This window comes from Flavobacterium daemonense, from assembly GCF_007341385.1.
Classification (GTDB): domain Bacteria; phylum Bacteroidota; class Bacteroidia; order Flavobacteriales; family Flavobacteriaceae; genus Flavobacterium; species Flavobacterium daemonense.
Window position 1 is genome coordinate 128,088 of sequence record NZ_VJYD01000008.1, and the last position, 15,804, is coordinate 143,891.

The 15,804-nt window shown below is 36.4% G+C and carries 11 protein-coding genes; 4 read left to right on the forward strand and 7 right to left on the reverse strand.

Annotated features, from left to right (window positions below):
* Window positions 1–51 precede the first annotated feature (51 nt).
* From FND99_RS12175 to mgrA, 4 genes are all read left to right on the forward strand, one after another.
* Window positions 52–1,146 (forward strand): SGNH/GDSL hydrolase family protein, encoded by a 1,095-nt coding sequence (locus FND99_RS12175; RefSeq protein WP_144338232.1) that lies wholly within the window; start codon window positions 52–54, stop codon window positions 1,144–1,146.
* The gene (locus FND99_RS12180; protein ID WP_144338233.1) at window positions 1,136–2,527 is read left to right on the forward strand and encodes a sialate O-acetylesterase; all 1,392 of its coding nucleotides are present in this window, start codon (window positions 1,136–1,138) and stop codon (window positions 2,525–2,527) included. Before FND99_RS12175 ends, FND99_RS12180 begins: the two co-directional genes overlap by 11 nt.
* Window positions 2,528–2,855: 328 nt before the next feature.
* Entirely contained in the window at window positions 2,856–5,153 is a 2,298-nt protein-coding gene (gene bglX / locus FND99_RS12185; RefSeq protein ID WP_144338234.1) for a beta-glucosidase BglX, read from the forward strand.
* 305 nt (window positions 5,154–5,458) lie between these two features.
* The gene (gene mgrA, locus FND99_RS12190; protein ID WP_144338235.1) at window positions 5,459–6,415 is read left to right on the forward strand and encodes an L-glyceraldehyde 3-phosphate reductase; all 957 of its coding nucleotides are present in this window, start codon (window positions 5,459–5,461) and stop codon (window positions 6,413–6,415) included.
* A 194-nt stretch (window positions 6,416–6,609) separates the two neighbouring features.
* Here mgrA and FND99_RS12195 read toward each other — a convergent pair whose 3' ends face one another.
* The 7 genes from FND99_RS12195 to FND99_RS12225 all read right to left on the reverse strand — a co-directional run bounded on the left by FND99_RS12195 (window position 6,610) and on the right by FND99_RS12225 (window position 15,712).
* Window positions 6,610–8,592 (reverse strand): glycoside hydrolase family 97 protein, encoded by a 1,983-nt coding sequence (locus FND99_RS12195; RefSeq protein WP_144338236.1) that lies wholly within the window; start codon window positions 8,590–8,592, stop codon window positions 6,610–6,612.
* A gap of 87 nt (window positions 8,593–8,679) precedes the next feature.
* Window positions 8,680–9,966, reverse strand: coding sequence for a glycoside hydrolase 5 family protein (locus tag FND99_RS12200; protein ID WP_144338237.1), 1,287 nt, complete (start codon window positions 9,964–9,966; stop codon window positions 8,680–8,682).
* Window positions 9,967–10,117: 151 nt separating this feature from the next.
* Window positions 10,118–10,672: a hypothetical protein gene (locus tag FND99_RS12205; protein ID WP_144338238.1), complete on the reverse strand. Its 555-nt coding sequence runs from the start codon at window positions 10,670–10,672 to the stop codon at window positions 10,118–10,120.
* Between the two features lie 43 nt (window positions 10,673–10,715).
* A complete protein-coding gene (locus FND99_RS12210) occupies window positions 10,716–11,906 on the reverse strand; it encodes an AGE family epimerase/isomerase (RefSeq protein ID WP_144338239.1) in 1,191 nt (396 codons plus the stop codon).
* Window positions 11,907–11,912: 6 nt separating this feature from the next.
* Window positions 11,913–13,103 (reverse strand): glycoside hydrolase family 130 protein, encoded by a 1,191-nt coding sequence (locus tag FND99_RS12215; protein ID WP_144338240.1) that lies wholly within the window; start codon window positions 13,101–13,103, stop codon window positions 11,913–11,915.
* 29 nt (window positions 13,104–13,132) lie between these two features.
* Window positions 13,133–14,524 carry an MFS transporter gene (locus tag FND99_RS12220; protein WP_144338241.1) on the reverse strand — a complete coding sequence of 464 codons (1,392 nt, stop codon included), beginning with the start codon at window positions 14,522–14,524 and terminating at the stop codon, window positions 13,133–13,135.
* A gap of 60 nt (window positions 14,525–14,584) precedes the next feature.
* Window positions 14,585–15,712, reverse strand: coding sequence for a glycoside hydrolase family 26 protein (locus FND99_RS12225; protein ID WP_144338242.1), 1,128 nt, complete (start codon window positions 15,710–15,712; stop codon window positions 14,585–14,587).
* Window positions 15,713–15,804 lie beyond the last annotated feature (92 nt).

Sequence of the window (15,804 nt, forward strand, 5' to 3'; positions counted from 1 at the left end):
AAGAGATTCAAATATATTTGTGAATCCTATTTATATTTTAACAAATAACCTATGTTTCTTAAAAAAATACCATTTTTAATTTCGTTTTTGCTGATTGCAACCGCTTGTGTTTCGCAAAATCAAAATCAAACCAAAACTTTTTTATATGAAGGCCGAATCGAAAAACTTCAGAATGATCAAGTTATCTTGATTGGAACAGCTTCTTCGGTTTCATTTAATTTTACTGGGAATGAATGTTCGATTTCGCTTCAAAGTGTTGATTCTTATGAGCATCATAATTATGTGGTTTTGGTTTTAGATGGTAAATATCTTGGAAAAATTAAAATTGAAAAAGGTGCAGTGCAGTCTTTTCCAATAAAAGCAACAAATAAATCTAAAGAGCATCGTCTCGAAATTTATAAGAATACCGAAGCACATACAGGAGGTATTTTATTTGCCGGGACAACTGCAAAACTGACTATAATTTCTTCAAAAAAGAAAACGAAAATCGAATTTATTGGCGATTCAATTACCTGCGCTGCCGCAAGTGATTCGGTTGATTGTGATAAAGGTGAATACATGGATCATCATAACGGGTATTATGCTTACGGCCCAACACTTTCAAGAGCAATTGATGTGGATTATTTGACGAGTTCGGTTTCTGGAATTGGAATGTACCGAAATTGGAACGACGAAAATAAAGATGAAGCCATAATGCCAGATGTATATCAGAATTTATATTTGACAAAAGACAATTCAAAACCTAAATATGATTTTGCTTTTCAGCCCGATATTATCAGCATTGCTCTAGGAACAAATGATTTTTCTACCGGAGACGGCAAAAAAGAAAGATTACCTTTTAACGCCGAAAAATATGTTTCGAATTATATCAATTTTATAAAAATGCTTTACCAGCATAATCCAAAAGCGCAAATTGTAATCACAAACAGTCCAATGGTAAATGGCGATCGTGCTATAGTTTTTGAAGATTGTCTGAATAAAGTTAAAAGCGCTTTCGCGAATGATAAAGCACATAAAGAAATCAAAATTTTCAAATTCAAACCAATGACGCCAAAAGGCTGTTTAGGCCATCCAGATGTGGCTGATCAAAAAGTTATGGCAGATCAATATGGGCCGTTTTTAAAAAAGTTGCTAAATGAAAAATAATATTTTTAAGTTTGTTTTCTTTCTGTTGATTTCCAGTACAATGATGGCAAATGTTTCCCTTCCGAATATTTTTAGCGATAATATGGTTTTGCAACGCAACTCTGAAGTTAAGATTTGGGGTTGGGCAAACCCTAAAGAAGAAATCAAATTAGTTTCGGGTTGGAATAATCAAGAATATAAAACCGTTGCGAACAATCAGGCGAAATGGGAAATATTGATTAAAACTCCAGAAGCTGGCGGACCTTTTACAATTTCAATAAAAGGCTATAATGAAGTGGTTTTGAAAAATATTTTGATTGGCGAAGTTTGGCTTTGTTCAGGGCAATCGAATATGGAAATGTCTGCAAGTTGGGGAATTGACAATGGAGAAGAAGAAATGAAAAATGCTACGAATCCTAATATTCGTTTTTTTACGGTTCCGAAATTAACTGCTACAAGTCCACAAAATAATTTACTTGGAAATTGGGTTGAATCAACGCCAGAAACCATGAAATATTTTAGCGCGATTGGCTACTTTTTTGCCAAACGTCTTCGCGAAGATTTAAAAAATGTTCCAATCGGATTAATTTCTTCGAATTGGGGCGGAACTCCCGCTGAAATCTGGATGCCGGAAGAAGTTGTTAATAATGACGCAGTTTTATTAGAAAATGCCAAAAAACTAAACGAACAAGAATACGGCCCGCGTCAGCCTGGGCGTGCTTACAATGCGATGATTTATCCTTTTGTTGGATTTAAAATTGCGGGAACGCTTTGGTATCAAGGTGAATCGAATGTTGGTTCTTTGGTTTATGATAAGACTTTGTCGGCTTTGATTACTTCGTGGAGAAAAGCTTGGAATGACGAATTTCCTTTTTACTACGTTCAGATTGCGCCATTTAAAACTGGAAGCAATAATTTCTCGAATGTTACGGTTCGAAATTCGCAAAGAAAAATTTTGAATGAAGTTCCGAAAACAGGAATGGTTTTGACTTCAGATATTTCAGATACGATTGATATTCATCCAAAGAATAAAAAATCGGTGGGAATTCGTTTGGCTAATTTGGCGCTTGCCGAAACATATCCCGAAGTATCGGGACTAAATTCAAATTTAGTAAACGGACCACTTTTTAAAGATTTTAAAATCGAGAAAAATAAAGTCACCGTTTCTTTTGATTACGCTGACGGTTTGCATTTTGCTAATAAAATTTCGAATCAATTTGAGTTAGCGGGAGCCGATGGGAGTTTCTTTCCTGCTGAAGCTTCTATAAAAAATAATCAGGTTGTTTTAATTTCTAAAAAAGTGCCGAACCCAATAAAAGCGAGATTTGCTTGGGGAAATACGATACAGTCAGATTTGTTTAATAAAGTGAATTTGCCAGCTTCGTGTTTTATTACGGAGTGATTTGATTTTAGACTTTTAAAGATGAAAGAGTCAAGAAGAAAGATTTAGATTTTGCGCATTTTTTGTCATTCCGAGGAACGAGGAATCTCCGCAAGAAACTTCACAAACAAAATCACCAATCTTTGTCGAGCTACTCGTGGAGATTCCTCGTTCCTCGGAATGACAAAACGGTGTGTTGAAAACAAGAAGTTAAAAAGTTTTAATGAAACCGTTCGCGTGAGGGATAGCAGTGGAAAGCCCGGAGCCTGACGAAGGAAGTGCGAGGACTTGAAACGGATAGCCCGACCCGGAGGGACACGCCCATATTATGAAACTAACCGAGCCACTTATGAAAAATAAAAAAATAATAATTATTGGGGTTTTGTCCCTGTTTACTGTTGGAAAAATGATTGCACAAAAAAAGCCGTATTTGGATAAAAATAAGACGATTGAAGAACGCATTGATTTGCTTTTGCCTTTGATGACTTTAGAGGAAAAAGTGGGGCAGATGAACCAATATAATGGCTTTTGGGACGTTACAGGTCCAGCGCCAAAAGGTGGAACTGCCGAATTAAAATACGAACATCTGCGGAAAGGATTGGTTGGCTCGATGCTGACGGTGCGTGGTGTGAAAGAAGTTCGTGCGGTGCAGAAAATTGCTGTGGAAGAAACGCGTTTGGGAATTCCGTTAATTATTGGTTTTGACGTAATACATGGCTATAAAACGTTAAGCCCGATTCCGCTGGCAGAAGCGGCGAGTTGGGATTTAGAAGCGATTAAAAAGTCGGCAGCGATTGCGGCAGATGAAGCTTCGGCATCAGGAATTAATTGGACTTTTGGTCCAAATGTTGACGTTGCAAACGATGCGCGTTGGGGACGTGTGATGGAAGGTGCGGGTGAAGACCCGTATTTGGGTAGCAAAATAGGTTATGCGAGAGTAAAAGGTTTTCAAGGTGAAACTGTTGCCGATTTGGCTAAAGTAAATACGATTGCAGCTTGTGCGAAACACTTTGCCGCTTATGGTTATGTTGAAGCGGGATTGGAATATAATATTGTGGATATCAGCAATTCTAAATTGTATAATTCGGTTTTGCCTCCTTTTGAAGCGACTGTCGAGGCGGGAGTTCGTACGTTTATGAATTCGTTTAATACTTTAAATGGTGTTCCGGCAACAGGAAATGCATTTTTGCAAAGAGATATTTTAAAAGGAAAATGGAAGTTCGACGGATTTGTGATTTCGGATTATGCTTCGATTCGTGAAATGATTGCGCACGGATATGCAAAAGATGAAGCTGATGCAACTGCAAAAGCGGTGATTGCAGGTTCTGACATGGATATGGAATCGTATTTGTATGTTGCCAAATTAGTTGATTTGGTAAAATCTGGAAAAGTAAAAGAATCTTTGGTTGATGATGCTGTTAGAAGAATTTTACGTGTGAAATTTGAATTGGGATTATTTGATGATCCGTACCGATATTGTGATGAAAAGCGCGAAAAAGAAGTTGTTGGAAGCAAAGCCAATAATGACGGTGTTTTAGACATGGCGAAGAAATCGATCGTTTTATTGAAGAACGAAAAGAATTTGCTTCCGCTAAAAAAATCGGGACAAAAAATTGCTTTGATTGGTGCTTTGGCAAATGATAAAAACAGTCCGCTAGGAAGCTGGAGAATTGCGGCTGATGATAATACTGCTGTTTCGGTTTTAGAAGGAATGCAGCAATATAAAGGTAATCAATTGGTGTTTGAAAAAGGTGCTGATTTATTGAAACAAAAAGCAACATTTTTAACAGAAACGGTTTTCAATACAACAGACAAAAGCGGCTTTGAAGCAGCAAAAACAGCCGCAAAAAATGCTGATATTGTAGTAATGGTTTTGGGAGAATACGGTTTCCAGAGTGGTGAGGGAAGAAGTAGAACGGATTTGAATTTGCCTGGTTTGCAGCAGGAATTGTTAGAAGAAGTTTATAAAGTTAATCCGAATGTAGTTTTGGTTTTGAATAATGGGCGTCCGTTGAGTATTCCATGGGCAGCCGAAAATGTTCCGGCAATTATTGAGGCTTGGCATTTGGGAACGCAAACTGGAAATGCGGTTGCGCAGGTTTTATACGGAGATTATAACCCAAGTGGGAAATTGCCAATGTCATTTCCAAGAAATGTGGGTCAGGTTCCAATTTATTACAACAAATACAGCACAGGAAGACCAACCGACAGCGATAAAAATGTGTTCTGGTCGCATTATATGGATGTGGAGAAAACGCCTCAATTTCCGTTTGGTTTTGGTTTGAGCTATACGACTTTTGAATATAAAAACTTGAAATTGAATAAAACTGCTTTCGCAAAAGGAGAAAAAGTTGAGGTAAGCGTTGAGGTGACAAACTCAGGAAATTATGACGGAAAAGAAGTGGTGCAATTATATATTCACGATGAATTTGCAAGCATCGTTCGTCCAATTAAAGAATTAAAAGGTTTTGAATTGGTAAATCTTAAAAAAGGAGAAACTAAAACGGTAACATTTACTTTAACTGACAAGGAACTTGGTTTTTATAATAACGAAGGAAAGTATTTGGTTGAACCGGGAACTTTTAAAATCATGGTTGGAGGAAGCTCTGATAAAGGTTTGCTGAGTGGTTTTGAGATAAAAGAGTAGCTCTTTTTGAGGTTCAAAGTTGCAAAGGGACAGAGGTTCAAATTTTTTTTGAATAGCCCCTAGCTTTAGCTAGGGGAATAAGATTTGAAGTTAGAAAAGGCTTTAGCCAAACTTTATAGGTTTGGCTAAAGCCTTTTAATTGTTTTATATTTTCATCCAGCTAAAGCTGGACGCAATTCAAATTTTATTAAAAAAAACTTCGCGACTTCGCAACTTTGCGAGATTAAAAAAACACAACTTTTTAAATTAATAGCTTTCGATATTTTTTTACCTTTAAAACCTATTAAACTTCCAACCTTAAAATAATGAAATATAACAGATGTGGAAAAAGCGGGTTATTGCTACCTGAAATTTCCTTAGGATTGTGGCACAACTTTGGCTCGGTAGATAGTTTTGAAAATGCAGAAAGTATTGCTATTGAAGCTTTTGATAAAGGAATTACTCATTTTGATTTGGCTAATAATTATGGTCCAGTTCCGGGCTCTGCAGAGGAGAATTTTGGTAAAATATTATGGCATAATTTTCAGGGAAATTTGCGTGATGAGATCGTGATTTCGACAAAAGCGGGTTACACCATGTGGAAAGGACCTTATGGAGATTGGGGTTCTAGAAAATATTTGCTTTCGAGCTTGGATCAAAGTTTAAAGCGGATGAATGTTGATTATGTTGATATTTTCTATTCGCATCGTCCTGATCCTGAAACTCCTATTGAAGAAACAATGATGGCATTAGATCACGCTGTAAGAAGCGGAAAAGCATTGTATGTCGGAATTAGTAATTATTCGGCGGAGCAGACTCGTGTTGCGGTTGATGTTTTGAAACAATTGGGAACGCCGTGTTTGATTCATCAAGCTAAATACTCGATGTTGCAGCGATGGGTTGAAGATGGATTATTAGATGTTTTAGAAGAAAAAGGAGTGGGCTGCATTGCATTTTCACCTTTGGCACAAGGACTTTTGACTGATAAATATTTAAACGGAATTCCAGAAAATTCACGTGCTCACAATCCAAACGGACACTTGAGAGAAGATGAGGTTACGCAGGAAAGAATTCAGAAATTAATTCAGCTGAATGAAATTGCTCAAAATAGAAACCAATCTTTGGCACAAATGGCTTTGGCTTGGCTGCAAAAAGACAAACGAATTACATCTGTTTTAATTGGCGCTAGTTCCGTTAAACAATTGTGTAATAACATTGACTGTCTACAAAATACAGACTTTTCGCATGATGAATTGAATGCGATTGAGACGATTTTATCTTAATTGTGAATTGTGAATTATAAATTGTGAATTCGTAAAAATACATAATCGTAGAGACGCAAAGCAGTGCGTCTACGTCTAGTTTGCCTCATAAATATAAACCCGACAGGTTTTAAAAACCTGTCGGGTTTTTTGTGTTTAATTGATTATTTCACATCTTACGTTTCACATTTCACAAGAAAACATTTTACGGCATTTTATTTTATAATCATCGCCAATCCGCCACCATTTGCCAAGTGGTACGTTAATTTCGTTGTCGAATCAACCGTAATTATTTCTTTTTTATAATCAACGGCTGCTTTATCGGCGTTTAAACCGTCTGAGAAAATTTCGGCTTGGAATTTTTTACCTTTTTCAAGGAAAGAAAAATCAATTGTTATGTCTCTGGAATCCCAATTTGTGATTGCGCCTAAATACCATGTATTTCCTTTTTTTCGGGCAATCGTAACAAATTTTCCAACTTCGCTGTTTAGTGAAACGGTTTCGTCAAAAGTAGTCGGAACTTGAGCAATAAAATCGGTGCTTTCTTGCTCTTTCATGTAAGCTGTCGGACTGTCGGCCATCATTTGCAGAGGTGCTTCAAAAATCGTATAAAGCGCCAGTTGATGACATCTTGTTCCCTGACTCATCGGATTAGAATGACTTGGTTTGAACTCGCTTTTTGTTGCGTTTCGCATGGCGCCGGGCGTATAATCCATTGGGCCGGCCATCATTCTGATAAACGGAATTGTACAATCATATAATGGAACATCATCATTTGGCGTCCATTTATTGTTTTCTAAACCTTTTACGCCTTCAAAATTTAAAATATTAGGAAACGTTCTTTGAATTCCGGTTGGTTTATACATACCGTGGAAATCTAAAACCAATTTTTTATCAGCCGCTTTTTGTGCAATGTCGTAAACCGAATTCACCATTTTTGCATCATCGCGATCTAAAAAATCTACTTTAAAACCTTTAATTCCAAGTTTTGCATAGTTTTCAAAAACACCTTCAGTGTCTTTGGTTAAAGCCATCCATGAAGCCCACAAAATAATGCCGACATTTCGCTCTTTCGCGTAGGCGATCAAAGCTTTTAAATCGACATTCGGATTGTGTTTCATAATGTCGCTTTCAACACTCCAACCTTCATCCAAAACAATATATTCGACTTTGTTTTTTGATGCAAAATCAATGTAATATTTATATGTCTGAGTGTTGATTCCCGCCTTGAAATCAACATTATAAATGTTCCAGTCGTTCCACCAATCCCACGCTACTTTGCCGGGTTTTATCCATGAGAGGTCTTTTATTTTTGAAGGTTCGGCTAATTTCTGAACCATATCATTATTGGCTAAAGCCGAATCATTTTCAGAAATTATAATCGCTCGCCAAGGAAAAGTTCGCGTTCCTTTGGTTTTAACCAAATAATCAGCGCGCTCTGTAATTAACCGGTTAATATTGTTGAAACCGCCGTTAGATTCCTGAATTGGATATTTAGAAAAACGAGATTCAAAACCTGTTTTATTTTTATTATTGGTTACAAATAATCCGGGATAATCGTTTAAATCTGCTTCCAGAAAAACAGCTTTTTTATGGTTTTGATAATCAATTAAAAACGGCAGAAACGCCAAAGTATCTTTTGCAAATTCGCTTATTTTTTTGTTTTCATAATGCGCTTCAAAAGAGGAAATATAAGAGTCTTTCGGGTTTCTTAAATCTCTCACATAAGGCATTAAAGTGCTGTAATCGTGATCAAAATTCAAAACTACTTCTTCTGATTTTACCGTGATATCTTTTTTCTTTTTGGTTGTAAAACGATATGCAGCGCCATCATCAAAAACACGAAATTCAATGCTGAAATCATTTTTAAAGTTAATAGTCAGTTGATTGTATTTGTTTTGGACTGATTTCTTTTTGTAAAACGGAGTTTCAAATGAAGTATTTACGGCTTCTTTTTTCGAATTTAAAACGACCGGATTTTTTCCTAAAATTTGATTTTCATCTAAAGTCATAGACATTGATGACGGGGCTAAAATCAAATCTTTTTCATGAGAGATTGTCCAGCTGATTTTGTCGTTAACCGAAATTTTTACTTCAATTTTTCCGTTTGGAGAAGTTAAAACAAACCCTTGCTTCTTTTGAGCAAAGGAAAAGTTTGCACAAAGTAATACGCAAAAAAGGTAAAGTGATTTTTTCATGTTATATTTTTTCATCAGATTTCGATTTTGTTAGTCCGTAGAGGCGCACAGCAGTGCGTCTACATCCAGTTTACAGTCGAAATATTCTTATTTTTTCAATTGTAAATTATATTTCTTTACAATATCCAAAGTCGATTTATCCGAAGAAAAAACCGAATTCAAGCCTTGTGGCTCTTGCGCAGGATCTGTAGTCAATGGATCACCTGGATTCCATTTTCCGGTTTCATTGACGGCTTTTCCTTCGCCGCCAAAACCCCAAAAATTTGCAGCCTGCAACGGACCATTATTTTTAACGCTTTCAGCAACTCGGCTAAAAATATAATTGTAAAAAATATCTCGATTTGCAATCGATGAAGAGGCTGTTAAATTTTCATTTTCTCTCGGAAGACCAAATTCCTCAATAATAATAGGTCTTTTCAGATGATTTGCCACCGCAACATGTTTGTCGATATATTTTCCGGCATTTTCAAGAGTAGTTGGCATTGTTTTCTCAGCATTATCAGCTTTAAACCAATTCCAGTTTTTTGGCCAAATATGCATAGTCAAATAATCAATATTCGGATTTTGATGTGTTCGTTCAAAAATTCCGATATCATCATTCGAGCTGTTCAAGCCTTCAGAACCTGTTGAGATCAAATGATTTTTGTCTAAACTGTCCATTAAATTTACAATATTGTTTAGCCAAACTGTAAATTTTGCTTCGTTTTCGACTGTAAAAAGTCTTGGTTCATTCCCAACTTGCCACGCCATAATCGTATTATCTTCCGTATATTTTTTATGAGAATAGGCATTTGTTCTTCCCATTATAAACTTCACGTGATTTTCTAAAGCTTTCATACAAGGCTCACAACTGTGAAATTGTTCTGTATAAGCCATAAACTGAGGCCAAGTATTTGGCGCAATGCCCGGAACAGGAACCGGACCTTTGCCATTCCATTCCAAATATTGCGACATACCGCCAGACCATTCCCAGTTATTGGTTAAATACAAAACCGCATACATTTTTCGTTTGCTCATTTCGTTGATCAGAAAATCCAATCCATCAAGCAAATCTTGGTCATATTTTCCTTGTTCATATTGCAAAGCTGGTCGAACCGTAAAATCGTATTTTCCGCCGTCACCGCCAACAAGGATTCTTAAATTATCAATACCATTTTTCTGCATCAAATCGAGTTCGCGTAACAAGCGTTTTCTATCGCCCACTTTTTTTGAAGCCAATAAACTTCCATACCAATAATTGGTTCCAATGTAAGAGTAAGGTTTGTTTCCTTTGTAAAATTGCGTTCCTTTTACTGTAATTCGTTCCTGCGCCTGACAAGAAAGTGCCAAGAAAATTATCGTTAAAGAAAGGGTTTTTAATAATCTGTTTTTCATATGATATTTTAGGAGCTAATCCTGCTTTGGTGGTTTTGATAGGTAATATTTTTTGATGCTGAATTTGTCTAAAATTGATGTAAAGTGCAGTTAAATCGTGATTTATCGAACCGAAATTCTTTTCTTGGATTGCATGAATATGTTTCTATATTTATTCTAAAACTGCAGTGGGAGCGGATTTGCGATATTCTTCTTCTGAAAGCGTGGTTGCTTTTATATCATCAAAAAAAACAGTTCCATTTGTCTGCGCCAAAGCCAACATGATTCTTATTTTTTTGGCTTCTGCGGGTACTTTTAGTATCTTTTTAAACGGAGTCCAATTTGTTGTGCCTGAAGCTTGACCAATTGTTTCTGCACTGATTTTTTTATCAGCAGAATTTGTGAATTCGACGATTATTGCGCCGGTTTTATAAGATTCTTTTTGAGCTTCGATAGCATCAGATTTTATCCAAGCGCTTATTTCTAAAGCATAACTATTTTTAGGCAACGTAATAATTTGGTCCAAAGCTTTCCATTCGGCACCAACAAATTGATTGATTACGGCACTGTTTTTTCCGGTTTTCTTTTCAAATGGAGAAAGTGCGGCATTTTCTTCGCCTCTCCAATTAAGAAGATCTGTTTCAAAACCGCCATTTTTTACCAAATTGGTCTGTGCATTTGTTATTGTAGCTAGAAATAACGAACAAAAAAAGAAGAGTGTTTTCATAATCAATATTTTAATTCAATAATAAGTGCGATTGCAATGTTTTTTAATCTTTTATTCTCTGAATAAGCTCCAAACACGCACGGCTGTTATGATACGGACATTTCCAGAAACCGGCTTTGTCTTTTTCAATCAGCGAATAGTCGCGATAAATTCCCCAAAACCATTCTCCGTTTTGTTTGTCGAGAATGTGTTTTTTGATAAAATCCCAGTTTTTAAAAACAATATTAAGATACTTTTCGTCGCCTGTTAATTGATAGGCGTTATAAAAACCAATTAAAGCTTCGGCTTGAACCCACCAATGTTTTTCGGCAACTAATTCATTGTTTTTTGGGTCAAATTCATACCATAAACCTCCATCGGAATCAAGGCCTTCCTGCGTGACTTCGGCCATTAAAACGGCGTGTTTTTTATAGCGCGAAATCAAACTATTGTCTTCTGATATTTCGGCACATTGCAACAAGAGCCACGCTGCTTCAATATCATGTCCGTACGAAACTACATCTGGTTTTTCGATCCAATTTTCGTCAAAAAACAAACGCAAATGTCCCGTTTCTGTATTGATGAAATACTTGTGAATGGTTTCCAGCAACTGAAAAATATCATTTTGAAGCGCCTTGTCTTTCCAAACCTTAAATAAATTTGCATACGCCTCAACAATGTGCAAATGTGTGTTCATGGTCTTTTTTTCGTTGGCATCTTTGTCGCTCAAACGCAAATCGGCAATAGGTTGCCACTCGCGCGTTAAAGCTTCGAAATAGCCTTTGTTTTCAGGGTCAAAACTATGTTCTTGAATTTTTAAATATACATTGATAGCTATTTCTAAAGCTTTTTCATCTTTCGAAATAACATAATATTCAGATAATCCGTAAATCGCAAAAGCCAAAGCGTAAATTTGATTTTTAGTGTCTTTTGGCGTTTTATCAACATTGATACTCCAAAATAAACCGCCAAATTCTAAGTCATAAAAATATTTTGAAAGAAAATCAAAAGCTCTTTCGGCAAATTTTTTATGTTCTTCATTTTTGGTAATCTGATAACTAGCTGAAAATGACCATAAAATTCGGGCGTTTAAAACAGCACCTTTTTCGGTATTAGCGATTATGTGTTCTTCAAAATCAATCTGACCATAAAAACCGCCATTTTGATTGTCAATAGTATGTTTTGACCAATATTTTAAAATGGAATCCAGTTCTGCTGAAAGTTCAGATTTTAATTGCTTTAGTTTTGGCGACACGATGAATTATATTGCGTTATTTTTTTCAATTTGACTGATTATTGTTTCTACAGAACCTGCAGAAATAAAGGTATCAGCTGGTGTATTAGTCACATAATCAACAAGTTTTGCAACCGATGAAACCGCAACATGCATTCTGGTGTCTGAGGATGCGTAATAAATATAAACTGTTCCGTCGCTGTCTTCAATCCATCCGTTTGAAAACAAAACATTTGATACATCACCAACTCTTTCAATTCCTTCTGGCCCCATAAAATGCCCTGCCGGAACGTGCGTAACCTTTGTAATGTCATTCAAATCGGTCATGAACATGTATAACGTATAGCGCAATCCTGCAGCGGTATTGCGAACGCCGTGAGCCAGATGCAACCAACCTTTTTCGGTTTTTATAGGAGCAGGACCTAGACCATTTTTTAGTTCGTAAATTGTATGATATTGTTTTCCGAAGATGATTTTTTCATCTTTTACAATTGGATTTGTCATGTCGTCAACATAGCCTAAACCAATTCCGCCACCAGCGCCAACATCAATAAAACCATCTTGTGGGCGCGTATATAAAGCATATTTTCCGTTAACGAATTCTGGATGTAAAACTACATTTCGTTGTTGTCCAGTATTTGAAATTAAATCAGGAAGTCTTTCCCAATTTACCAAATCCTTAGAACGCACAATTCCAGCATTGGCTACAGCCGAACTTGTATCGCCTTTTGGTGCTTTTGGATCTTTTCTTTCAGTACAAAAAATACCATAAACCCAGCCGTCTTCATGGTTGATCAAACGCATGTCATATACATTCGTATCTGGATTTTCTGTTTGTGGAATGATACATGGTTTTTCCCAAAACTTAAAATTATCCACACCATTTGGACTTTCCGCAATAGCGAAAAAAGACTTTCTGTCGATTCCTTCCACACGCACGGCAAGCAGATATTTTCCGTTCCATTTCATTGCGCCTGCGTTGAACGCAGCATTCATTCCGATTCTTTCCTGCAAAAATGGATTTGTTTTTTCGTTTAAGTCAAAACGCCAGTTCAAAGGCACGTGAGCTGCAGTAACAACCGGGTTTTTATAACGCTGATAAATTCCGTTTCCAGCATTTTCTTCGGGAGCGTTTTTTTGCTCTACGAGTACTTTATATTCTTTTTCTAACGCTGTTTTTCGGTCCTGAAAAACAGCTGAAGATTTTATTGTTGTCATATATTTTCGTTTCTGTATCTGATTCGTTTTTAAATTTTTTGGTCTCTTTTTTCGTTTAAATCTTGTTCGATCGTTTGCAGTTTTTCTTCTGATAAAGGATAGAATAAAATAAAGCCGACTGATATTGCTGCTGCGATTGCAGGAAGTATGCTTAACATTAATTGAATTCCGTGTTGTGCTGTAGCAGTTTGTTCGACATTGGCCTGAAAGCCGTAATAACCCAAAAGCCATCCAGCTCCTGCACCGCCAATTGTCCATCCAAATTTTTGAGACATTGATGAAGCCGAGAAAACCAAACCTGTTGCACGGCGTCCTTGTTTCCATTCAGAATAATCGGCACTGTCTGCATACATTGACCAGATTAACGGAAAAATACAGCCCGCGCAAATGCTGATCAAAATTTGGAAAGTCATGATTAGGAAAACATCTTCTTTTCCGAAGAAATAGAATACCAAGCTCAAAATTGAAGCAATCGCCATGGCGCCAAAAAAGGTTTTTTTCTTGCCGATTTTATTTGCGATAGGAGTTGCCAAAATAACACCGATGATATTTGCTGCCTGACCCAATACTAAATAAATAGAAGTGGGCGCCATGTGAAAATCAGTTCCAAACAGTGAAAAATCGAAGTTAACAGAACTGCTTACGTAATATTTGAAATAATAAACGGCAGCGCCATCTCTAATGGAATTAAAGACCAAAGTTCCAATTCCTGCTCCTAATAAAATCCACCAAGGTTTATTTTTCCATAAATCTTTTAAATCTTCTTTTAAGTTGGATTGCTCATTTTCAATAGGTTTGACTCTTTCTTTGGTGAAGAAAAAGCAAGCCCAGAAAAAGGCTGTCGTAATAACACCGAAAACAGCGATTGTTGCCAGCCAGCCTGTTTTAGAATTTAGGCTTCCGCCGAAATAATTCACTAAAGGCTCAATTAGCCAAAGTGCCAAGAGACTTCCGCCAAAAGCAAAAACCATTCGGTAAGAAGACAACGTTGTTCTTTCTTTTCGGTCAGACGACATTACGCCTAAAAGCGAAGCATACGGAACATTGATCAACGAATAAATCATCATCATTAAAGAATACGTCACGTAAGCATAGATGATTTTTCCTTTTTCATCAAAATCTGGTGTGTAAAAAGTCAAAACTCCAATTACGGCAAAAGGCACGGCAACCCACAATAAATAAGGCCTGAATTTTCCCCATTTTGTTTTTGTTCTGTCTGCAATGATTCCTACGATGGGATCAAAACAAGAATCCCAGATTCTAGTAATTAAAAACATGGTTCCTACGACAGCAGGTGCAATTCCGAAAACATCGGTGTAGAAAAAGAGAAGGTACATGCTGAAAATTTTCCAGAACATTGATGAAGCAGCATCTCCGAGACCGTAACCGATTTTTTCTTTTAAATTAATTTTGTCGTGCATTGAGTACTTTTTAAAGGTTGTGATTTAGATTAGGGGGTGTTTAATAATTTTTTACGTTTTTTAATTTTTTATGTCTTTTTCAAATAGCGTTTTGTCGAGCTTATAAAAATCTATAAAATCTTTTTCGCTGACTTGTCCGGGATATGGAGCATAATAATGCATTTTTTGTTCTTTTTCCTTCCATCCATGGTTTCTCCATAGTAAAACATATGATATTTTGTAATCGCCAATAGCTTTATTTAAAGTTCCGGTCCACCATTTTGGATCTGGAATTGCTTCGTAGCCAGCTTCAGCAAGGGCAATTAATTTGTGTTTTTCAAGCCCAATTTCGTTTACAATTTTAAGCTGATTCTGAACTTCTTCAACGAATTTTTTTCCGTCTTTGTCATCATCATTTTGATAACTGTCAAAACTCAAAATATCAGCATAATTGTCGCCTGGATAATTGGCTAAAAAATCTTCTTTGCTGCCAAAACTGCTCGTATTGTAGATGTATATTAAATTATGAACACCTTTTTTCTGAAGATATTCAATTGTGAATTTCCATAAAGTTTTGAAATCTTCAGGCGTTGTGTTGCCTTTTCCCCACCAAAACCAGCCTCCGGTAAGTTCATGATACGGTCTAAAAAGTATCGGAATATTTTTCCCGTTTTTATCTTTTAAAGACAAAAAGAATGTTGCCGCATTATCAAGCCAAGAAGTGAATTTTTTGTGATTTTGGCCGCCGGGCAAGACTGTTTTTAATGAATTTGGCGTATTATCCCAAGCATCTTTTCCTGTTGCAGGATTATCAAAATGCCAGCTTATAGTTGAAATGCCACCCCTTTCATTGGCTTCTTTTATAAACTGTTTCATTTTGTCAAACGGAACGCCGTCAATATTTTTAGGATTGCCTTTTTCGATGCCGGCAATATCCCAGCCATAAACGGCAGGATAATCGCCAACGGTTTCTTTTACATCGCTTCGGCCGTTTTCATACTTCCAATTTACGCCGTATGCAAGATCATCTTGATGCCCGAACATATATCCTTTTTGCGTTAATTGACCTAGCTTTTTATAAAGTGCGACGGTTTCTGGTGTCGCTTTTTTATCTGAAAGTGACAAATTAGTATTACTGTTGCGATCTTTTGAAGAACATGAAGTTCCTATAAATAAGGCAATAATCAAGGTAAGTATGTTTCTTTTCATTCTGGTTTTATATTGTTTTTGGACGTAAAAGCCACAAATTCAGAGACTGAGAATGCGTTTTTGCACTTCGATTTTCAATCGACAATTCATTA

Excerpts from the sequence above, each read along its gene's own strand:
- FND99_RS12175 (WP_144338232.1), top strand. The coding sequence starts at position 52 with ATGTTTCTTAAAAAAATACCATTTTTAATTTCGTTTTTGCTGATTGCA.
- FND99_RS12180 (WP_144338233.1), top strand. The coding sequence starts at position 1,136 with ATGAAAAATAATATTTTTAAGTTTGTTTTCTTTCTGTTGATTTCCAGT.
- bglX (WP_144338234.1), top strand. The coding sequence starts at position 2,856 with ATGAAAAATAAAAAAATAATAATTATTGGGGTTTTGTCCCTGTTTACT.
- mgrA (WP_144338235.1), top strand. The coding sequence starts at position 5,459 with ATGAAATATAACAGATGTGGAAAAAGCGGGTTATTGCTACCTGAAATT.
- FND99_RS12195 (WP_144338236.1), bottom strand. The coding sequence starts at position 8,592 with ATGAAAAAATCACTTTACCTTTTTTGCGTATTACTTTGTGCAAACTTT.
- FND99_RS12200 (WP_144338237.1), bottom strand. The coding sequence starts at position 9,966 with ATGAAAAACAGATTATTAAAAACCCTTTCTTTAACGATAATTTTCTTG.
- FND99_RS12205 (WP_144338238.1), bottom strand. The coding sequence starts at position 10,672 with ATGAAAACACTCTTCTTTTTTTGTTCGTTATTTCTAGCTACAATAACA.
- FND99_RS12215 (WP_144338240.1), bottom strand. The coding sequence starts at position 13,103 with ATGACAACAATAAAATCTTCAGCTGTTTTTCAGGACCGAAAAACAGCG.
- FND99_RS12220 (WP_144338241.1), bottom strand. The coding sequence starts at position 14,524 with ATGCACGACAAAATTAATTTAAAAGAAAAAATCGGTTACGGTCTCGGA.
- FND99_RS12225 (WP_144338242.1), bottom strand. The coding sequence starts at position 15,712 with ATGAAAAGAAACATACTTACCTTGATTATTGCCTTATTTATAGGAACT.